The sequence below is a fragment of the Desulfobulbaceae bacterium genome, assembly GCA_015231515.1.
In the GTDB taxonomy this organism is placed as follows: Bacteria; Desulfobacterota; Desulfobulbia; order Desulfobulbales; family VMSU01; genus JADGBM01.
In genome coordinates this window covers 18,434-38,254 of the sequence record JADGBM010000018.1, presented here as the reverse complement: position 1 = coordinate 38,254, position 19,821 = coordinate 18,434, and the positions used below count along the sequence as shown (strand labels likewise).

The 19,821-nt window shown below is 43.3% G+C and carries 25 protein-coding genes and 1 rRNA gene; 4 read left to right on the top strand and 22 right to left on the bottom strand.

Annotated features, from left to right (window positions below; all coding sequences use genetic code 11):
* A 16S ribosomal RNA gene (locus tag HQK80_05045) occupies positions 1 to 988 on the bottom strand; the annotation flags it as partial.
* A 530-nt stretch (positions 989 to 1,518) separates the two neighbouring features.
* On the opposite strand from HQK80_05045, the gene amrS reads away from it, so the two are divergent.
* Positions 1,519 to 2,535, top strand: a complete 1,017-nt coding sequence (gene amrS, locus HQK80_05040; GenBank protein ID MBF0221583.1) for an AmmeMemoRadiSam system radical SAM enzyme — start codon at positions 1,519 to 1,521, stop codon at positions 2,533 to 2,535.
* A 26-nt stretch (positions 2,536 to 2,561) separates the two neighbouring features.
* On the opposite strand, the gene HQK80_05035 is transcribed toward amrS, so the two are convergent.
* The 3 genes from HQK80_05035 to kdsB all read right to left on the bottom strand — a co-directional run bounded on the left by HQK80_05035 (position 2,562) and on the right by kdsB (position 6,533).
* Positions 2,562 to 3,440, bottom strand: a complete 879-nt coding sequence (locus HQK80_05035) for a 50S ribosomal protein L11 methyltransferase (GenBank protein MBF0221582.1) — start codon at positions 3,438 to 3,440, stop codon at positions 2,562 to 2,564.
* Positions 3,441 to 3,512: 72 nt separating this feature from the next.
* Entirely contained in the window at positions 3,513 to 5,762 is a 2,250-nt protein-coding gene (locus tag HQK80_05030; protein ID MBF0221581.1) for a YvcK family protein, read from the bottom strand.
* A 6-nt stretch (positions 5,763 to 5,768) separates the two neighbouring features.
* Positions 5,769 to 6,533, bottom strand: coding sequence for a 3-deoxy-manno-octulosonate cytidylyltransferase (gene kdsB / locus HQK80_05025; protein MBF0221580.1), 765 nt, complete (start codon positions 6,531 to 6,533; stop codon positions 5,769 to 5,771).
* Between the two features lie 130 nt (positions 6,534 to 6,663).
* Between kdsB and HQK80_05020 the strand changes: the two genes are divergently transcribed.
* Complete coding sequence (locus HQK80_05020) at positions 6,664 to 7,461, top strand: class I SAM-dependent methyltransferase (protein ID MBF0221579.1); 798 nt, start codon at positions 6,664 to 6,666, stop codon at positions 7,459 to 7,461.
* 18 nt (positions 7,462 to 7,479) lie between these two features.
* Here the strand turns inward: HQK80_05020 and HQK80_05015 are convergent, their stop codons facing one another.
* The gene (locus tag HQK80_05015) at positions 7,480 to 8,688 is read right to left on the bottom strand and encodes a DegT/DnrJ/EryC1/StrS family aminotransferase (protein ID MBF0221578.1); all 1,209 of its coding nucleotides are present in this window, start codon (positions 8,686 to 8,688) and stop codon (positions 7,480 to 7,482) included.
* 47 nt (positions 8,689 to 8,735) lie between these two features.
* Positions 8,736 to 9,908 (bottom strand): iron-containing alcohol dehydrogenase, encoded by a 1,173-nt coding sequence (locus HQK80_05010; protein ID MBF0221577.1) that lies wholly within the window; start codon positions 9,906 to 9,908, stop codon positions 8,736 to 8,738.
* A gap of 115 nt (positions 9,909 to 10,023) precedes the next feature.
* Between HQK80_05010 and HQK80_05005 the strand changes: the two genes are divergently transcribed.
* Positions 10,024 to 10,581: a DUF615 domain-containing protein gene (locus HQK80_05005; protein MBF0221576.1), complete on the top strand. Its 558-nt coding sequence runs from the start codon at positions 10,024 to 10,026 to the stop codon at positions 10,579 to 10,581.
* Between the two features lie 43 nt (positions 10,582 to 10,624).
* Positions 10,625 to 11,065, top strand: a complete 441-nt coding sequence (locus tag HQK80_05000) for a DNA-binding protein (protein MBF0221575.1) — start codon at positions 10,625 to 10,627, stop codon at positions 11,063 to 11,065.
* Between the two features lie 197 nt (positions 11,066 to 11,262).
* Here the strand turns inward: HQK80_05000 and rplQ are convergent, their stop codons facing one another.
* The 16 genes from rplQ to HQK80_04920 form a co-directional block, all read right to left on the bottom strand.
* Entirely contained in the window at positions 11,263 to 11,649 is a 387-nt protein-coding gene (gene rplQ / locus HQK80_04995) for a 50S ribosomal protein L17 (protein MBF0221574.1), read from the bottom strand.
* Positions 11,650 to 11,670: 21 nt separating this feature from the next.
* Positions 11,671 to 12,729 (bottom strand): DNA-directed RNA polymerase subunit alpha, encoded by a 1,059-nt coding sequence (locus tag HQK80_04990; protein MBF0221573.1) that lies wholly within the window; start codon positions 12,727 to 12,729, stop codon positions 11,671 to 11,673.
* 14 nt (positions 12,730 to 12,743) lie between these two features.
* Entirely contained in the window at positions 12,744 to 13,373 is a 630-nt protein-coding gene (rpsD, locus tag HQK80_04985) for a 30S ribosomal protein S4 (GenBank protein ID MBF0221572.1), read from the bottom strand.
* 99 nt (positions 13,374 to 13,472) lie between these two features.
* Positions 13,473 to 13,865: a 30S ribosomal protein S11 gene (rpsK, locus tag HQK80_04980; protein MBF0221571.1), complete on the bottom strand. Its 393-nt coding sequence runs from the start codon at positions 13,863 to 13,865 to the stop codon at positions 13,473 to 13,475.
* Between the two features lie 92 nt (positions 13,866 to 13,957).
* Positions 13,958 to 14,320, bottom strand: a complete 363-nt coding sequence (rpsM, locus tag HQK80_04975) for a 30S ribosomal protein S13 (protein MBF0221570.1) — start codon at positions 14,318 to 14,320, stop codon at positions 13,958 to 13,960.
* Between the two features lie 62 nt (positions 14,321 to 14,382).
* Positions 14,383 to 14,496 (bottom strand): 50S ribosomal protein L36, encoded by a 114-nt coding sequence (gene rpmJ / locus HQK80_04970; protein ID MBF0221569.1) that lies wholly within the window; start codon positions 14,494 to 14,496, stop codon positions 14,383 to 14,385.
* A gap of 60 nt (positions 14,497 to 14,556) precedes the next feature.
* Complete coding sequence (gene infA, locus HQK80_04965; GenBank protein MBF0221568.1) at positions 14,557 to 14,781, bottom strand: translation initiation factor IF-1; 225 nt, start codon at positions 14,779 to 14,781, stop codon at positions 14,557 to 14,559.
* A gap of 45 nt (positions 14,782 to 14,826) precedes the next feature.
* Entirely contained in the window at positions 14,827 to 15,606 is a 780-nt protein-coding gene (map, locus tag HQK80_04960; protein ID MBF0221567.1) for a type I methionyl aminopeptidase, read from the bottom strand.
* A gap of 15 nt (positions 15,607 to 15,621) precedes the next feature.
* Positions 15,622 to 16,929: a preprotein translocase subunit SecY gene (secY, locus tag HQK80_04955; GenBank protein MBF0221566.1), complete on the bottom strand. Its 1,308-nt coding sequence runs from the start codon at positions 16,927 to 16,929 to the stop codon at positions 15,622 to 15,624.
* Positions 16,930 to 16,932: 3 nt separating this feature from the next.
* Positions 16,933 to 17,373 (bottom strand): 50S ribosomal protein L15, encoded by a 441-nt coding sequence (gene rplO, locus HQK80_04950; protein ID MBF0221565.1) that lies wholly within the window; start codon positions 17,371 to 17,373, stop codon positions 16,933 to 16,935.
* Positions 17,374 to 17,375: 2 nt separating this feature from the next.
* Positions 17,376 to 17,555, bottom strand: coding sequence for a 50S ribosomal protein L30 (rpmD, locus tag HQK80_04945; protein MBF0221564.1), 180 nt, complete (start codon positions 17,553 to 17,555; stop codon positions 17,376 to 17,378).
* A gap of 40 nt (positions 17,556 to 17,595) precedes the next feature.
* Complete coding sequence (rpsE, locus tag HQK80_04940; GenBank protein ID MBF0221563.1) at positions 17,596 to 18,099, bottom strand: 30S ribosomal protein S5; 504 nt, start codon at positions 18,097 to 18,099, stop codon at positions 17,596 to 17,598.
* Positions 18,100 to 18,167: 68 nt separating this feature from the next.
* Positions 18,168 to 18,533, bottom strand: coding sequence for a 50S ribosomal protein L18 (gene rplR / locus HQK80_04935; GenBank protein ID MBF0221562.1), 366 nt, complete (start codon positions 18,531 to 18,533; stop codon positions 18,168 to 18,170).
* Between the two features lie 10 nt (positions 18,534 to 18,543).
* On the bottom strand, positions 18,544 to 19,083 hold the full coding sequence (rplF, locus tag HQK80_04930) for a 50S ribosomal protein L6 (protein ID MBF0221561.1): 540 nt from the start codon (positions 19,081 to 19,083) through the stop codon (positions 18,544 to 18,546).
* A 59-nt stretch (positions 19,084 to 19,142) separates the two neighbouring features.
* Positions 19,143 to 19,544 (bottom strand): 30S ribosomal protein S8, encoded by a 402-nt coding sequence (rpsH, locus tag HQK80_04925; GenBank protein ID MBF0221560.1) that lies wholly within the window; start codon positions 19,542 to 19,544, stop codon positions 19,143 to 19,145.
* Positions 19,545 to 19,635: 91 nt separating this feature from the next.
* Positions 19,636 to 19,821, bottom strand: a complete 186-nt coding sequence (locus tag HQK80_04920; protein MBF0221559.1) for a type Z 30S ribosomal protein S14 — start codon at positions 19,819 to 19,821, stop codon at positions 19,636 to 19,638.

Below are 19,821 nucleotides of genomic sequence, written 5' to 3'. Positions count from 1 at the left end.
GTTGCGTCGAATTAAACCACATACTCCACCGCTTGTGCGGGCCCCCGTCAATTCCTTTGAGTTTTAATCTTGCGACCGTACTCCCCAGGCGGAGAACTTAATGCGTTAGCTACGGCACAGAAGGGGTCAACACCCCCTATACCTAGTTCTCATCGTTTACAGCTGTGGACTACCAGGGTATCTAATCCTGTTTGCTCCCCACGCTTTCGCGCCTCAGCGTCAGTATTCGTCCAGAAAGTCGCCTTCGCCACCGGTATTCCTCCCGATATCTACGAATTTCACCTCTACACCGGGAATTCCACTTTCCTCTCCGATACTCAAGCTCTGCAGTTTCAGATGCACTTCCACGGTTGAGCCGTGGGCTTTCACATCTGACTTACAGGGCCGCCTACGCGCCCTTTACGCCCAGTAATTCCGAACAACGCTCGCACCATCCGTATTACCGCGGCTGCTGGCACGGATTTAGCCGGTGCTTCCTCTGATGGTACCGTCAAACATGGCAGGTATTAACTACTATGCACTTCTTCCCATCTGACAGGGCTTTACAACCCGAAGGCCTTCTTCACCCACGCGGCGTCGCTGCGTCAGGGTTTCCCCCATTGCGCAATATTCCTCACTGCTGCCTCCCGTAGGAGTCTGGTCCGTGTTTCAGTTCCAGTGTGACGGATCATCCTCTCAGACCCGCTAACCATCGTTGCCTAGGTAAGCCGTTACCTTACCTACTAGCTAATGGTACGCAGACTCATCCCTATACGGCAACTTCGCTGAGAGGTCACCTTTACTCAATTTACCTTGCGGTAGTATAAGACTATCCGGTATTAGCCAGCCTTTCGATTGGTTATCCCAGATACAGGGGTAGATTATCTACGCGTTACTCACCCGTGCGCCACTCTACTCGCTCCCCCGAAGGAGTGCTTTCGCGTTCGACTTGCATGTGTTAAGCACGCCGCCAGCGTTCGTTCTGAGCCAGGATCAAACTCTCCAGTTTGATATCCTTCTCATCTGACCATCTCTGGTCAGTCGATTTTCGCTTGCTTGCTATTTTTAAGTAGTAGCTCTACTTCTTTTCCATTGGTACGTTATTTTTGCTATCTAGTTTTCAAAGATCGATGCCGAAAATATATGATTTCCAACAAATTCTCTTTCTGCTTTATTTCCTACTTTCCTCGTAGGCAATCCAGCCTTTTTACTCTTTCGTTCTAGGCTTGTCAATATGTTTTTTTATCTTCTCACATATCGTTTTGCCCCGTTCGAAAGAGCGACAATCTAGCCCAACTCATCTCCCTTGTCAATCGCTTTGTTTACCTTTTTTTTGCCCTACTCCTATTGCCTTAATTCTACGTCACTAAGCACACGTTTATTTTTGCACAGAACCACAATTCGATACATATATTTGTTTTTTTTCAGTGCCTTTCTGTTAAATTGCCTTTCAGGTTACCGTCCACTTTAGTGGTTTAGGTAAATACTTTCAGCAAAAAGAAGTTTAGTTAATTATACACTATGCTCTCAGGTGATCCAATGAAAGAGGCCTCATTCTATCATGTAATAGACAGCTCCACCTCCACAGTTCAATGCGATCTATGCTCACATCGCTGTATAATCAAAATCGGTAAGAAGGGTATATGCAACGTACGACTTAACATTAATGGGACACTGCACAGCCTGGTTTACGGGAAACTGGTCAGTGAATGCAGCGATCCCATTGAAAAAAAACCCCTTTTCCATGTTTTACCGGGCAGCTTATCCTACTCAATCGCAACTGTCGGCTGCAATTTTAAATGCAGTCATTGCCAGAATCACCAGATATCTCAATATCCAATCACCACCCCTGACAGTGTGCCTGGGACTTTACGTACCCCCAGCCAAGTAGTAGATATTGCCTCATCACAAGGCTGTAAGAGTATTAGCTACACCTACATTGAGCCGACAATTTTTTTCGAGTTTGCTATTGAAACAGCTGAATTAGCACATCAGAAAGGGCTAAAGAACATCTTTGTCAGTAATGGGTACACAAGCCCCGAAGCAACTATTAAAATCGCACCATTTCTTGACGCAAACAACATCGATTTAAAATCTTTTAGCGACAAATTTTATCAGCAGATTTGTAAAGCAAAACTTGCTCCTGTACTAGACACAATATCATTGATGAAAGAGCGTGGTGTCTGGATTGAAGTAACAACTCTGATAATTCCTGGCCTGAACGATTCGGACGCTGAACTTGGCGAGATAGCTAAATTTCTTGTAGGGCTCGATCCCGAAATACCATGGCATGTAAGTCGATTTCACCCGACCTACAAACTCACTACTAGCCCGCCAACTCCTCCGGAGAGCTTGTACCGAGCCAAAGAGATCGGCCATGCTGCCGGCCTCAAATACGTCTACACAGGAAACATCCACGGTATGGGAGGAGAAGATACTTTCTGCCCTGAGTGCCACAAGACAGTAGTTAAACGAAGTGGTTACACAATAGAAAAAAACTGTATAACTGATGGAAAGTGTCCAAAATGCAACTCGCCAATTGCCGGACTCTGGTAAAAAACACACCCGGCGTATATCAGGAACTACCGCGAGGTTGTGCGCTGAAAAGTAAGGGCACGCCATGACCCCTCTTCATAAATATGATGACACAAGCAAGAGATCTGCTGCATCTGCTCAATAATGCCAGCCATCTGACCTCTGTGCAGTCCCGACAAAACAACCTTGCCATTCACAGAAAGTCGTTGAGGGAAACCAGCAATTAGTTCAAATAAAACTGACGGTGAGATATTGGCCACGATGAGGTCAAAGACTTCGGTAACATCTGTAAGTACTCCACAGAGAAATCGAACCTTATCTTCCAGCTGATTATTTTTCATGTTTTTCTTAGCAATATCAATCGAGTTCTGGGAAATATCCACACCAAAAACCCGCTCAGCTCCAAGCCGACTCGATATGAAGGTGAGAATTCCAGAACCGCAGCCGATATCCAATACTTGCTCTGGGAAAACCCCCTCACTGGCTATTTCCTCTAGAGCTTTAACCGTAAGTCTGGTGCTGGGATGGTGTCCGCTGCCAAAAATACTGCTGCACTCTAAACATATTGTGTTCTCACAAGCGTCATCACTTAGTAACCCTGGCGGAACAACAGTGAACCGTTTAGAAATGACAGCTTTATCTGGTGCCGATGTCTCAATACAGCCAAATCGGGTCTCTTCGATACCAGCATCAAAAGGAAAACCTGCAACAACCCTGGAAAGATCCGCAAGAAAAAGATCCGCATCACAATCCGCGCACGAAGCCGCAACTATTTGATTACCACCTGTCGGAGCCACATAAACACAATTGCTAATGGCTCTCAACGAATCAATAGCCTCGGAGAGCACACCATTTTCATAAATACGGATAATACAGATAAGCTGCTGCTGATCGGAACTGCAATATTCTTTAAATGATAATAGCATGATGAGATTTGTAACTCCTGCGCCACAAGACAACGGAGATTTTCACTGTTAACAAAGACTTAAGGGTGCAGGTCAGGCTGGGGTTGATAAATTCTGGCAAAAAACGGTCTGACGGAAGAAACGCGTTAACTCATTTCGCCTAAACTTTGTCCGCACTTGCTCAGGCACCAAATCAGACACCTCTGTGCGCGCAATTGCCATTTTATACTCAATATGCTCAGCTAACCTGTTATCCAAATACCACGCATAGGTTAAGCCAAACAGTAATCCTGGTGGTGTAAAGCCCTCATCAGCGTTTAGCACCCTGGTGAAATAGGAGGGATTGCCCTTTGCCTGTCTCATTCTGGCAAGAGTTAGATATTTCGTTAAAGAGTTATCGTTAAAATATGCCTGACGCTTCGGCTCTGGCCTAAGATATAAGTGATAAATCTTGCCAAGTGTTTCACCATTATTTTCCAAAGGCAGAATGGTTTTCTTCAGAACGTAGTCACCAAGAAGTGACTGTCCAAGTGCCACCAGAAAGGCCAGTTCAAAACGGTGGGAGCCCCGCATATCATCCCGAATCTTCACAAAGCCATCCGCCGGATCATAAAATGAATATACATGATCCCATACCTGACAACGCCCCCACAGCTCTTTGTCAATATACTGCACACCACGAAAAAAGCTAAGGTGGCTTGTTGGAATATCCCAGTGTTTCCATAGTATTTGAACAATAGGATCTGACTCATCAATGCCAATTTTGGAGAGAGATGATACTATTTGTGCATATCGATGACATGGCACAGAGATACTAAATGATATTTTCTCCTGCACCAAATCAGGCAACCCCTGATTCTCCCCAACATCATCGTTACAAATATCCTGCGCAACAACAAGAACCTGTAGGGCTTGCGCAACACTAGCAGGATCATGCTTAACCTTGTGCCCGACCAGCTCATCATTTGAATAAATACTTGCTTCAATAGGCAAAAAGCCCATCTCCCAAACTTTCCCCCTATCCAAGTAGATAGGGGTTTTGCCCTCCACAGCATAGCTCTGCAGTATGTTGCCAGGAATATCTTCCAGGCTGAGTAGGATAACCTGTTTAAACAGACCTTCAATACCGCCGCCAATATTACGATGATAGGCCTTAATCAGATCAGACACATAAAACCGCCTGCCCGGATCCTCCATTGCCAAGTCCGTTTCACCTGCCTGCACCCAGAGATTTGCAATAAGGACCTTGGCTGCTTTTTTATTGGCACGAATTGCATCGCTTAAGCCAGGAACCTGCATAACCGGCACTATGCTTGTGTATAAACTTCCAGGTGCAAAAACAATCAGATCAGCCTCGGCAATGCACTGTTTCACTTCGGGAAGAATCACGGGGGCAGACTCAGAAAAATCCACGTAAACGTGATCAACAGGAAAGCCACGTCGTGCCGAGCTGGATTTATCCTCACCTGTGGCAACCACACCATTAGAGTAGCGAATTTTTAAGAGCGATGGGGTTGTTGTGCATGGAAGAACCGAGTCACGCCCGGCACCTATAATCTCCTCAACGAGCCGCAAGCCTTCTCGTATGGCCTCAGGACCTACCACCTTTTGCATATCTGAATGAAAGGAGTAGATAGCACTGGTGATAATCAGGTTGCCAAGGCAGTTCGGGCGCCTCAAGGCCTTCTCAAAAATAGGGTTGTCCCAAATGGCCTTGACAAGTCCCAGCAACTCCCTGCCCATTATCTCCGGGAGTTGACCAAATGTCATACTTTTGCGAGCAAGCAGAGCCTCTAACGTTAATGATTTCGAGTCAAAACGATAGTTGAAAATAGTAAATAACTGGGCAGCAACTGATAGTGCCCCGGATTTGTCTAGGCCGTATTTTTTAGCGAGTAGTTGTGGGCGAATAGATGAAAGCATTACATGACGAATATCTCCAAGGCCAATCATAGGGAAATCTTTCAGCATTTCTCCAGTTGAACCTCCATCATCAGTGGTGCAAACAATGGCCTTGGTTCTTGGAAAAGCCATCTTCAGCCCCTGAAACGGATCCTCAATCCAGCTAAGGCTTCGACTATCACCGCCGACAACAGTTGAGAGTCCTGTCCCACCGCCCAGAACGACAACATTAATATCCTCAGTATCAATTTTACTTAAACTTGAAGCCAGATTTTTCAAGCCGGCAATGGTCGCAGGCGGGCCAGCAGGAACACCCTGCAACGATAATTCAATGAGTTTTTCGACAAGACGTCTGCGCGACAAAAGCTCAAATGGAGAAAAATCGGCAGCCTGCAACTCTGCCATATTCTGCTTTATCTGATCGTAAGAAAAACGACTCATAGAAAATCAGGTTGTTTGCTTAATGAGTTCAACAACTCGTTCAAGGTCCTTGGGGGTATCAACTTCAATGGAGTCATGCTCAGTTAAAACAACTTGAATTTTATACCCATATTCAAGGGCTCGCAGCTGTTCGAGTTTTTCAAATCGTTCCCACTCACCTTCTGGGAGCCCGACAAAGGTCAACAAGAAGCCTTTTCGATACGCATAAAAACCAAGATGCTTGTAATACGTTGGAGGAATAGGCTCTTCAGGATTTCGCTGAAAAGGAATAGGTGAACGAGAAAAGTACAACGCCTTTCCATGCCGATCAAAAACAGTTTTAACGTGATTTGAGTCAGTAATTTCTTCAGGTCGGATTATTCTATAAATCAGAGTAGCCATTGGCAAAGCCGGATCCTCAAGCAGAGGCTTGGCAACCTGTTCCACAACCTCAAAAGAAAATAACGGCTGATCTCCTTGGATGTTAACAACAACATCCTGCTCCCCAATTCCCATTTTTTCGGCCGCTTCAGCCAACCTATCCGTGCCGGAGACATGATCATTTCTGGTCATCACCACCTCTCCGCCAAACCCCCTGACGCAGTCGGCAATCCTCTCATCGTCGGTTGCCACTGCGACTCGGGATAACAACTCAACTGAAACAGCACGTTCATAAACATGCTGAATCATTGGTTTCCCTAAAATATCAGCCAGGGGTTTACCTTCAAAACGATTTGAGTGATAACGAGCCGGAATTATTGCAACTACTTTTGAACTAACTGTCTGATGCATTTGATATCCTGTTATGGGTACAGCTATGATTATTAATTTGTAAAAAGTTAAAAGTTATAGAACACTACTTGGGTATGGTATAAAAGGTTCATGGCTTTCCACTCTACACTTTTCACTTTTAACTGCTTTTATGATCACAGATCCGCTTAACATCCTCGTTCTCGATGAAACAGGCAGAAACACCAGCCAAGTAACCCTGCTAAACGAGCAAATATCGCGAAGCGGGATAGAGCTTTGTCTCGGCCAATCAGAATTCGGGCCACAGACCTACACTCTTGTCTATACCGCAGAGAGAGTTGAACTGCGCCCCCCAGAGGCCAGCCTTGGCCAGCCATTTGCTGTTGATTTTGGCTCCGGCTCTGTTTCCTACAGACTCAAAAATGGCAGTGTTAAAAAGGAGGACATCGCAAGGGCTGTAGGCCTGAAGAAAGGGACTCCACATATTATTGATGCCACCTGCGGCTTTGCCCAGGATAGCTTTATTCTAGCCGCACTAGGTTGTACCATCTCCTTGTGTGAACGCTCGCCTATTACCCATGCCTTAGTATCTGACGCCTTAAAAAGGGCTGCCAGTAGCCCGCAGCTTGCGCCCATTATTCAAAGAATCACTTTACATTTAGGCGACAGCCTGGATTTAATCCCTCAATTAAGCGCCAGCCATCCGGCAGATGTCATCTATCTTGACCCGATGTACCCTCATCGCACTAAGAGTGCTCTGGTTAAAAAGCAGATGCGCCTGTTGCGCCAGCTGGTAGGAAAAGACGCAGACGCCAATCAACTCCACCACCGTGCCCTGGAATATGCCCACAGCCGTGTTGTCTGCAAACGACCAATAACAGCTGATTTTTTAAGCGATATGAAACCTGATTTTGCCATCAAAGGCAAAAAGCATCGATTCGATGTCTATCTTTGCACATCGAACCGATAAGATCTGCAACAATCAAACTTAAATTTTCAAGGCTGCTTCTAGCGCCCTTTCAATTTGCACCAAGCGCTCAGCTGACAATTTTACCGGTACTTGATAGACAAGGGTCCTTCCCATTATTGCAGCTGACTTGGGTAATGCCTTTTCGTCATAAATTACTCGACGTTTTGAGGGTGAATGGCTGCAACTAAATGGGTATCCAGACCTGGTCAACGTTTTACCTGCCAGCAGATGTTCCCACTTTGGATAAAAATGCCAGTTATTTTCAGCAAAATATACCGCACCTGCACCATTTTTACCAAGCACGGCATTGACTGCTTTAGCAGTGTTTTCATCAGGCAACATAAACGCTAAAAAGGTGGCAGAGTCACCCTCTTCATCGAGCAAATTACGGAATGAGACTCCTGGCAGTTTCGAGATCAACGCCTTCATCTTTTGTTTATTTGCCTTTTGTGCTTCAACAATACTATCAAGCTTCGCTAACTGTGCAAGACCAATAGCACCCTGCAATTCCATCATTCGATAGTTAAACCCGACAAAACTCCTGCCATCACCACCCCTGCCCCCGGGATTAGGAACATGATCATGTCCATGGTCATGGTACTCACTCATATTTCGCCAGAGTGTCTCGTCATTGGTAATTATCATTCCACCTTCACCGGTGGTCATTGTCTTAACAGGGTCGAAAGAAAATGTCCCGCAGGTACCAAGACTACCGAGCTTTTTCCCAAACAGACTGGCTCCAGGTGCCTGCGCAGTATCTTCAATCACGGGTAGAGAATGGGCATTGGCTATTTTAATTATTTCATCAACTCGAGCTGGAGCACCCATCATGTGGACAGGAATAATAGCCTTAGTTTTGTTGGTAATCTTTTTTGCAAGATCGGCGGGATCCATGTTGAGAGTGTCATCAATTTCAGTAAAAACCGGGATGGCACCAACATCGAGAATTGCCTCCCAGGTCGCAACGAAGGTAAACCCTTGGGTGATAACTTCATCACCAGGGCCAACTCCTAGAGCCATCAAAGCAACCTTGAGGGCTGCCGTGCCTGACGTTACAGCCTGCGCATATCCGGAGCCACAATACGCTGCAAATTTGGCTTCAAACTCTTTAACTTTATAAACTCCCTGTCGCTGTTCAGCGAACTCATAACGAAACAGGACTCCAGTATCAAAAACCTGCATGGCCTCCGCCCTTTCTTCTTCCCCAAAAACCTCAAAACCTGGCATATAAGTATTCTCCGTAGATTATTTAAATTCAGGATACCTGTTTTTCATCACCAACCCTTCATCGCAGTATTATAGACTTTTACAACATCGGCCAAACTGGGTTTTCTGGGATTATTCTCGACCGGACGGGTCACGGTTAAGGCAATTTTGGCCATCTCCTCTATCCGATCAGCCGGGATATTGAGCGCCTCTAAACTTGACGGAATACCGACCTCCATGTTCAGCTCATACAAGGCGTCGACGGTGGTACGGGCAGCCTCTTTCAAAGAAAGCCCATCAGTTTCGCAACCCATTATTTCTGCAACAGCTGCGTATTTCTCAGGTGCACCTATCAAATTATATTCGATAACGTACGGCAGTAGCACCGCGTTGGCTAACCCATGAGGGATTCCAAACATCCCACCTAAAGGATAGGCCATGGCATGCACCAAACCGACACCTGCAGTGGCAAGTGCTTTTCCTCCCAGCAAACTGCCCAGAAGCATGTTTGAACGGGCATCAATATTATTACCATTAGCATAGGCCTTCCCCAGGTTTGCAGCGATAAGGTCCATAGCTTCCATTGCGTACATGTCAGAAACAGGGTGAGCCTGAGACGAAACAAAGGCCTCAATCGCGTGTGTAAAGGCATCAATACCAGTAAATGCGGTTACATGTTGAGGCAAAGAAACCGTAAGTTCAGGGTCAAGAACTGCAGCCTCTGGGTACAATGGGTCACCGTTCATTCCGCCTTTAGATTGAGTCTTTTCGTTTATGAATACTGCTGTGAAGGTCACCTCGGCACCGGTGCCAGAGGTCGTCGGCACCATGATTTTAGGTACTCCAGCCTTTTTAATTTTCCCCAACCCCAGATAGTCCTCAGCCTTACCACCATTGGTTATCAAGATGCTTATTGCCTTTGCGACATCCATGGCAGATCCACCGCCGGCACCAATAACGCAGTCGGCGCCCATTTTTTTGGCCAGAGCAGCACCATTATCGGCAAGTCGAAGGCCTGGTTCAGGGTCAACATCAGTATACAACTCATAGCCAACTCCATTTTCTTTTAATGGAGCAACTATCCGATTAAGGAGGCCTGCCTTTTCAAGGCCGGGATCGGCGACCACAAGTACCTTTGTGCCTCCAAACTTCTTAACCAGAGAGGCTAAATCATTAACAGCCCCACACCCAAATCGAATAAGTGTAGGCTGAGTTACGGTAAAATTTGCTGTAGAGCTCATAGGGGTATCCTTTTTATAGTTGAACTGTTATTATGCACACTTTAAGTTAACAGAACTTACAGTAGTAAAGGATGCTCTGGCAACTAAAAAATCACTGGGGAAAGACCAAAAACTTATGGAACACTATACGAGCAAATCCGAAAAAAAAAGAGTGGCTAAAGGGGTTGAACAACTCAGCAATGAGTTGATTCTTCTTTCTGACCCAGCCATTAGTAAACTTCCCTGTGACGACTTCATTAAGGTTGAAATCAAGGCAGCGAAAGGCCTAAAAGCCGGCTCAAAAAAAAGGCAGATAAAATATATCACTAAATGTTTACGAAAAATTGATCCGGCCCCCTTAATGGATTTCCTCGAAGCCCATAAAGGATCAAAGCTTAAGGAAAACCAATCGTTTCATGAGATTGAGCGCCTTCGTGACGACATTATCACCGAGGCCATTGAAGCAATGCGACAAGCCACTCATTTTAATCAAAAACTCGACTCCTCATGGAAATGTGAAATTCTCACTCTTGCCAAGGAGCGCTTACCAGACCTTGACATCAAAGCAGTTACCTTGGCGGCCTTAAAATTTGCTCGCAATCGAAAGCCTGTCTTCAGCCGGGAAATATTCAAGATTCTTAAAAGCGCCACGGAACAACAACAATACTCTGAACCTGAAGCGCTTGATGAATAAGGTCCGTTACTAATTAACAACAGACTCAGATAAAGGAAACACTATGGATTATAGAAGTGGTATGGCCGGGCGGATCTTCACGATCCGCTTTGATCACGGTGATGACTTTTTAGTAGAGTTGAACCGATTAGCCCAAGAAGAGAAAATTCGAGCCGGATGGTTCAACCTGATTGGCGGGGTACGCAACGCCGAAGTCGTCACGGGCCCGAAAGAACCGACAATACCTCCAGAACCTGTCTGGGCAACCATTGATGGGGCCCGTGAAGTCGTGGGCATCGGCAGCATTTTCTGGGATGAAAACAATACACCCAAAATCCACCTTCACACCTCCCTTGGTCATCACGGCGACACCATGACCGCTTGTGTTCGTAAAGGCACAAAAACTTACCTTATTCTGGAAGCCTATCTCATTGAAATAACGGGCGTCAATGCCACTCGCCCCTGGTACCCGGAAGGCCAGTTTAACCGACTAACCTTCGCGTAGTTACCTTAATACGGTGCGGTACAGAAGATCATGGTTTATCAAGAACCGACCGTATTGCTTCGACCAGCTTACACTGAGGTGGTTTGCCAAAATGTTGTCATAATACTCTTAGGAATGGGAGTAATAAAAAAAAAGCTACTCACGATATGTGAGTAGCTTTTTTAAAGTTTAGAAACTTCGGTAAATCTCTAGGTTATTTATGCATCTACTTCAGCGCCTTCAGACTCTTTATAGTTTACAAGCTCAAGTATTGCCATCGGTGCTGCATCGCCACGTCTCTGACCAGTCTGAATGATACGAGTATATCCGCCGTTTCTATCCATATAGTCATCTTTCAATCTATCAAAGAGTTTCGCTACAACTTTGTTGTCCTGCATAAATGATAAAGCCTGTCGACGCGCGTGCAAATCACCGCGCTTGGCCAATGTAATCATTTTATCAACAACCTTACGGATTTCTTTAGCTTTCATAGTGGTTGTTACAATTCTTTCATGCTCAATAACGGAGGTAACCATATTTCTCACCATTGCTAAACGATGCGAAGTAGTACGTCCTAGTCTTCTTCCTGCCTTTCTGTGTCTCATGGTTATGACTCCAATATCACTTTAATTTTCTTCGGTATTATTATTCTGTACGGGAGGTTCCCAACTATCAATCTTCATTCCGAGGGATAACTCCATCTCTGACAGTAACTGTTTGATTTCATTCAAAGATTTGCGGCCAAAATTTTTAGTTTTGAGCATTTCCGGCTCTGTACGCTGGACAAGTTCTCCAATATAGGTAATCTCAGCATTTCGGAGGCAGTTTGCTGACCGAACAGAGAGCTCAAGATCTTCAACACTCTTATAAAGATTTTCGTTAGCGGGTTCAGCGCCATTTTCCTCAACCTGACCAACTACAGGCTCGGCATTATCTTCATCAAAGTTAATAAATACCTGCATTTGCTCTTTTAAAATTTTACCGGCATATGCAAGGGCATTCTCGGGTGTGATACTTCCATCGGTATGTATTTCCATTGTCAGTTTATCATAGTCGGTCTGCTGACCGACACGTGCCTGACTAACGATAATCTTAACTTTCTGAATAGGAGTAAAAATGGCGTCAATAGGAAAAACATCTACAGGCATATCTTCTGTTTTGTTATTCTCAGCAGGACTATATCCATTCCCCCATCTAACTTGAAACTCCCCGTTAATTTTTCCTTCATCACCGGTGATGGTACAAATATACTTCTCAGGATTCATTACCTCAACCATTCCATCTGGAGAACTGATATCAGCTGCTGTAACTGGCCCATTATCAGTTTTTACGATTTTAATGATTGCCGGCTTGTCAGATTTGAGTCGGAGACGAACTTCCTTCAAATTAAGAATAATCTCCGTTACATCTTCAAGAACACCTGGAAGAGTCGAATACTCATGATGAGCACCTTCAATCTTAACTGTTGTAATTGCAGCCCCTTGAATTGATGACAACAATACCCGCCGCAAGCTGTTACCTACCGTAGTTGCAAAACCTCGCTCTAATGGTTGGCAGCTAAACTTGCCATAGCTATTCGTATGAGTATCAGAATCAACTTCAAGACGATTTGGAATAATAAGTTCTGTCCAGTTCCGGTAGAATGGATCAGACTCTAATGCATATTTTGTTTCAGTATCACTCATAGCTTTATCACTTGTTATTTGGAGTACAATTCCACGATTAAGTTTTCCTGAATAGGCATAGTAATCTCTTCTCTATTAGGAAGCGCCTGAACAGTGCCTTTAAAATTGTCTTGATCAAGAGCAAGCCAACTTGGGACTCCACGCCGAGCAACTGCGCCGAGACTGTCGGTTATAACCTCTACTTTCTTGCTACCCTCTTTAAGGGTTATTTCGTCATTAACTGAAACAAAGAAAGAAGGGATATTAACAATCTTACCATTAATTAAAAAATGATTGTGACGAACCAGCTGCCTGGCCTGATTGCGTGATGCTGCAAAGCCCAGTCTATAAATAACATTATCAAGTCGTCGTTCAAGGAGAACCAGGAGATTTTCACCTGTCACACCCTTTGCTCGGTCGGCCTTGACGAAATATTTGTGAAAAGGTCCCTCAAGCATTCCATACATTCTTCGTACTTTTTGCTTTTCTCGCAACTGAATTGCGTAATCAGACATTTTTCTCATTCGTGCTTGTCCGTGCTGCCCCGGTGCAAAGGAACGACGCTCAAACGCACATTTATCAGAGTAGCAACGATCACCCTTCAAAAAAAGCTTTAACTTTTCTCTTCGACATTGTCGGCATAATGCGCCAGTATAACGTGCCAATTTGTATCCTCCAGGTTATCCCAATCCGGCAAAACCGGAATTAATTAATTCATCTATTCCTAAATCGCTTCTAAACAGATCTAAAAGCTGGCTATTTACTTAAACTCTACGTTTCTTTGGTGGCTTACAACCATTATGCGGAATCGGAGTAACATCAACAATTCGAGAAACATCGAGTCCTACTTGCTGTAAGGCCCTTAAGGCAGACTCTCGACCTGGCCCAGGACCCTTTATATTAACTTCTACCTTGCGAAGACCGTGCTCCATAGCTTTTTTGGCGGCAGTTTCAACAGCATTTTGTGCAGCAAAAGGTGTGCTTTTGCGTGAGCCTTTAAAACCGAGGCAACCAGAACTACACCAGGACAAAGCATTACCCTGCTTATCAGCAAAGGTAACCAGTGTATTGTTAAATGTTGATTTAATGCTCACTATCCCCTCGGGAACATTTTTCTTTTCTTTGCGTTTTATTGAACGCTTTTTAGGCGCAGCCATCAATTTTCTCCTGCTAGATTTATCGACTTAAGAGTATATTTCTTAAGGTTACAAACCGGTTTATCTGGGTATTAGAATCAAGTTATGTTCGATTATTTTTTACCAGCAACTCTTCGTGGTCCTTTACGTGTCCGAGCATTTGTACTGGTTCTCTGACCACGACATGGTAGTCCTTTTCTATGCCTTAAACCTCGGTAACTTCCTAAATCCATGAGGCGTTTTATGTCCATTGCTACTAAACGTCGTCGTTCACCTTCAACTTCGCAACTGTCTTCAATAACCTTTCGTATTTCAGCTACCTGAGCGTCATCAACAAGGTCACTGTTCATTCTGTAATCCATCTTTACAGCATCAAGAATTCGACGTGCAGTTGTCAACCCGATACCATGAATATAGGTCAGAGCTATTTCCATATGTTTGTTTTTGGGTAAATCAATACCAGCAATACGTGCCAAGATAATACTCCTAATTTAATTAATTAATGTAGCTTAAACACTTAAACTCAAAGAGAGACTTATTAGCCTTGACGCTGTTTATGTTTTTTAACCTTACAAGAAACACGTATAACGCCATTACGTTTAAACACCTTACAGTCACTACACATTTTTTTTACAGAAGATCGTACTTTCATCGTTTTTCCCTACTATATAAATTCATTAAAAATTACAAGTATATCTTATCTATCGCTATTTTATTTACCTTTACCCCGAAATACTATACGCCCTCTTGTGAGATCGTAGGGAGAGAGTTCTAAGGTAACTTTGTCTCCAGGTAGTATTTTAATAAAATGCATTCTCATTTTCCCTGAAATATGGGCCAATACTTTATGCCCATTTTCAAGTTCAACCCTAAACATCGCGTTAGGAAGCGGCTCTAATATTGTGCCCTCTACTTGAATTGCCTCTTCTTTTGCCATTCTGTTTATCGCCTTGTTGTGAACTAATTGTGAAACATTAATATACTATCTGAAATCCTGATCTATAATGGCACCACTTAATACTAAAGGATCTCCATCTGTCACAAGAACCGAATGCTCAAAATGAGCTGAATCAGTTTTGTCAGCAGTAACTACAGTCCAACCATCCTTAAGAACTCTCACATCTGAAGTACCAATATTTACCATTGGTTCTATCGCTATTACCATCCCTGGTAACAGACGTGGACTTCGCCCCCCTCGTTTATAGTTGGGTACTTCAGGCGCCTCATGAAGTTGAGTACCTATTCCGTGACCTACAAACTGCTTTACAACATGAAACCCATTTTTCTCGACGTAGGTCTGAATTGCTTCAGAAACATCAGCAACACGATTCCCAGATCGAACTTGTTCAACCCCTAGTTTTAATGACTGTTGTGTTACTTCCAGCAAACGCTTACGAGTCGTATCAAGGATACCGATGGGAATACTTATTGCTGCGTCACCAAAATAACCCTTATACTTAACACCAAAGTCAATACTGACAATGTCTCCATCTCTAATGACTACCTTTTTCGATGGAATTCCATGCACTACCTGCTCATTTATAGAAACACATAGTGTGGCGGGGTAGCCCCTATACCCCTTAAAAGCAGGTACTGACCCATTAGATCTTGCACTATCTTCTGCTATGACATCAAGATCCAATGTTGACATGCCAGAGCAGATTGTGTCTTGCAACAAATTAAGGGTTTTTGCCACAATATCATTGGCCGTTTTCATCAATGAGATTTCATCGGCGGATTTGATATTTATACTACCACTCATCGGATCAACTTGTGGCTAACGTCCCTTAATTGCACCAGTCTTGAGAAAGCCATCATAATTTCTCATAACTGTATACGATTCGATTTGAGATATTGTATCAATTGCGACACCAACAACAATCAATAAAGCAGTACCACCAAAATAGAATGGAACATTTAACTTACTGATAAGTATTTCTGGCAATACACATATTACTGATATGTAGATTGCACCGATAACTGTCAGACGAACCATAATCTTATCAATAAACTCTGCAGTTCTTTTTCCAGGACGTATACCGGGCACAAAACCACCGTTCTTCTTCAAATTTTCAGCAATATCAACTGGATTGAATGTCACTGCAGTATAAAAAAAGCAAAAGAAAACAATCATAATTACGTAAAGCACGGTATGCCAGAAGCTTCCCCACGCCAATGCAGCTGTAAATCGCTGAACCCAATCAATTTGTATAAAACCGAGAATTGTCGCCGGAAACATCATAATCGAAGAAGCAAAAATGGGAGGTATAACACCTGCCATATTAATTTTCAAGGGAAGATGTGATCGCTGCCCACCATACATCTGCCTGCCGACCATACGCTTTGCATATTGTATCGGTATACGTCTCTGAGCAGTTTCAAAATAGATTATCACACCAATTATAATCGCCATCATAACCAATAAAATCGGCACTAAAATAATTGTCATTTCTCCTGCGGTTGCCATTTTAATGGTATTGACAATCGCAGCAGGCATTCTTGCCACAATACCTGCAAAAATGATCATAGAAATACCGTTGCCAATACCACGCTCTGTCATTTGTTCACCAAGCCACATTATAAATGCAGTACCTGATGTCAGCGTGATTATTGTCATAATCCTAAAGGTCCAGCCAGGAGTAATAACAATCATGGCATTTCCGGAAGGACCAGCCATGCCCTCAAGGCCGATACTGATAAACAGCCCCTGAACAACACTAATCACAACCGTAGCATAACGCGTATATTGTGTAATCTTGCGCCGCCCAGATTCCCCTTCCTTGGAAAGAGCTTCAATATGAGGAACTACGACTTTTAGGAGTTGAAATATAATCGATGCACTAATATACGGCATGATGCCCAAGGCAAATATCGAAAAGTTTTCCAATGCCCCACCAGAAAACATATTGAACATTCCAAATATTGTCCCGGCATTACGTGCAAAAAAATCAGACAGGGCTTCACCATTAATACCTGGTGTTGGTATCTGTACACCCATACGGTATACAGCAAGCATAATAAGCGTAAAGAAAATTCGTCGCTTAAGTTCTGGTATATTTGCTGCTGCTTGAAGACCGCCAGCCATCAATTATTCCTCAACAGTGCCGCCAGCACTAACAATTTTCTGACGGGCCGATTCGCTAATTTTATCAACTTTAACAGTTACTTTCTTGGTAATATCACCGTTACCCAAAATTTTAACCATTGTGTATTTTTTACTAACAAGTCCTTTTTCAATCAATGATGCAAGATCAATAAGTGCGCCATCTTCAAAAAGTTCAAAATCACTAAGATTTACAATACCTATCTCTTTACGAAAAACATTAGTAAATCCGCGTTTAGGTAATCGGCGCTGTAGTGGCATTTGACCGCCCTCAAACCCGGGCTTAACACCGCTACCAGAACGTGCCTTAAAGCCCTTATGTCCACGACCAGCAGTTTTGCCATGTCCACTACCATGACCACGACCAAGTCGCTTACGTTGTTTCGTTGCCCCTGGATATGGTGATAAATTACTAAGATCCAACATTGTTATTCCTCCACCTTGACAAGATGCGCCACTTTGCGAATCATTCCCTGAATCTCAGGTGTATTTTTTCTTGTGATTGTTTTATTGGTCTTAGTTAGCCCAAGTCCGGTAAGTGTGGCCCGAATCTTTTTGGTGCTGCCAATGCAACTCTTGACTAATTTTACTGTAACCTGCTCACTCATTTTTAAACCCTTCTAAGTTGACCAATGAAAAGTCGCCTAATTATTTACCGACAATCTCTTCAACTGTCTTATTTCTTATAGATGCAATCTGCTCAACGGTTCGTAGATTTCGCAATCCGTTCATAGTCGCTTTAACAAGATTGTGAGGATTATGAGAACCTAAACATTTTGTCAATATATTATGGACACCTGCAGCTTCAAGTACTGCTCGAACAGCACCTCCAGCGATAACGCCAGTACCGGGTGAAGCAGGTTTCAACATAACCTTACCCGCGCCAAATTTTCCGTGAATTTCATGTGGAATACTTGTTTCAGTGATTGACACACTCTGCATATCTTTTTTAGCTTTTTCAAGCCCTTTGCGAATTGCTTCAGGAACCTGATTTGCTTTGCCAAGGCCATGACCTACCTTACCTTCACCATCACCGACAACAACTATTGCACTAAAGCTGAAACGTCGTCCACCTTTAACTACCTTTGCTACGCGATTTATAAAGACGATTTTTTCAATAAGTCCATCATCTTTTTCAGTATACTGTGCCAAGTCATTCCTCCTGTTACTTGCAAAAAACTTTCAAATTAGAATAATCAATGAAAAAATCATGTTAGGAATTAGAATACTAATCCACCCTCACGTGCACCATCGGAAAGGGCTTTAATCCTTCCATGGTAAATAAAACCACCTCGATCAAATACAACCTTTTCGATGCCCTTTTCTTTTGCTTTCTCAGCTATAAACAAACCAACTTTATTGGCTTGCGCAGTTTTCCCTTTGATTTCAGCAGCAGAAATTTCATTTTGCAGCGTTGAAAAGGCCGCCAAGGTGTTTCCTGTCGTATCATCAATAATTTGTGCATAGATATGACGAGAGCTTTTGAATACTCGCAATCTTGGCCGCTCTGTTGTTCCAACAATTTTTTTGCGAATTCGCTTTACTCTTTTCTGTCGCGCAACTTCTTTATTATTCGTTCTAGCCATTGGACTATTCCTATTTTTTGCCTGCAGATTTACCGACTTTTCTGACAATATGTTCGTTTTGATATCTGATTCCCTTACCTTTGTATGGTTCAGGCTTACGGATATCTCTAATTTTTGCAGCAACAAGACCTAACTCTTCCTTATTAATAGACTCTAAGGTTATCTCATTATTAACATTTGTTGCACTTACAGAATCAGGTAGCTGAAAGTCGACCGGATTAGAATAACCAACACTCAAGGTAATCTTACTGCCAGCGACATTTACTCGATAGCCAACACCCTCAACTAAGAGCTTTTTTTGAAAACCGGTATTTGTGCCAACAACCATATTATTAACCAAAGACCTGGTCATTCCTTTTAAGGCGTTTGTCTGCTTAGTATCATCTTTACCAATAAAGGTAAGAATTTCACCGTCAAGAACTACGTCAATCTCTGGTCGTGTTTCTCTCTGAAGAGTACCTCTCGGCCCCTTCACCGTAACCAGATCTCCTGCTATAGTGACATTAACACCCTTCGGAAGGGTGATAGGTTTTTTGCCTATTCTGGACATTCGTTATCTCCAACTAACAATTATTAGTAACGTTTAATTCGTTAAAGCCTAAAGCGCTATTACCAGATATTACAGATAATTTCGCCGCCAATCTTCTGTTCTCTAGCCTGAATGTCTGTCAACATACCTTTTGATGTTGAAACAAAAGCCACGCCAAGTCCCGTCATAACTTTTGGGATATCAGTGTAGCGGGCGTATATTCTTCGACCGGGCTTACTAACACGCTTCAAACCGGTGATAACCCTTTTTCCTGCCTTATCATACTTAAGTTCGATTTGCAGGGTATTTTGGGTGCCTTTTTCTTCAATGATGTGAAAGTCTTTTATATAGCCTTCATTTTTAAGCAAACTGGCAACTTGGACTTTCATTTTTGAATAAGGCATATCTACTTTACTGAAATTAACCATACTTGCATTTCTTATTCTGGTCAGCATATCTGCCAGAGGGTCATTCATCGACATTGAACTACTCCTTATAAAAGGGTCAAATTTTGCCTTTAGAAATTTTGCCAAACGACAGTATAAACTTTCGATTGGGGAAGTAACATTACTATTACCAACTAGATTTTGTCACACCTGTAACTTCGCCACGGCTCGTCATCTGCCTGAAACAAATACGACAAATTCCAAACTTACGCATATAGGCACGGGGTCTTCCGCAGATAGGACAACGATTATAAGCTCGAACTTTGAATTTAGGCTTATTTTGACTCTTAGCTATTAATGATTTTTTAGCCAC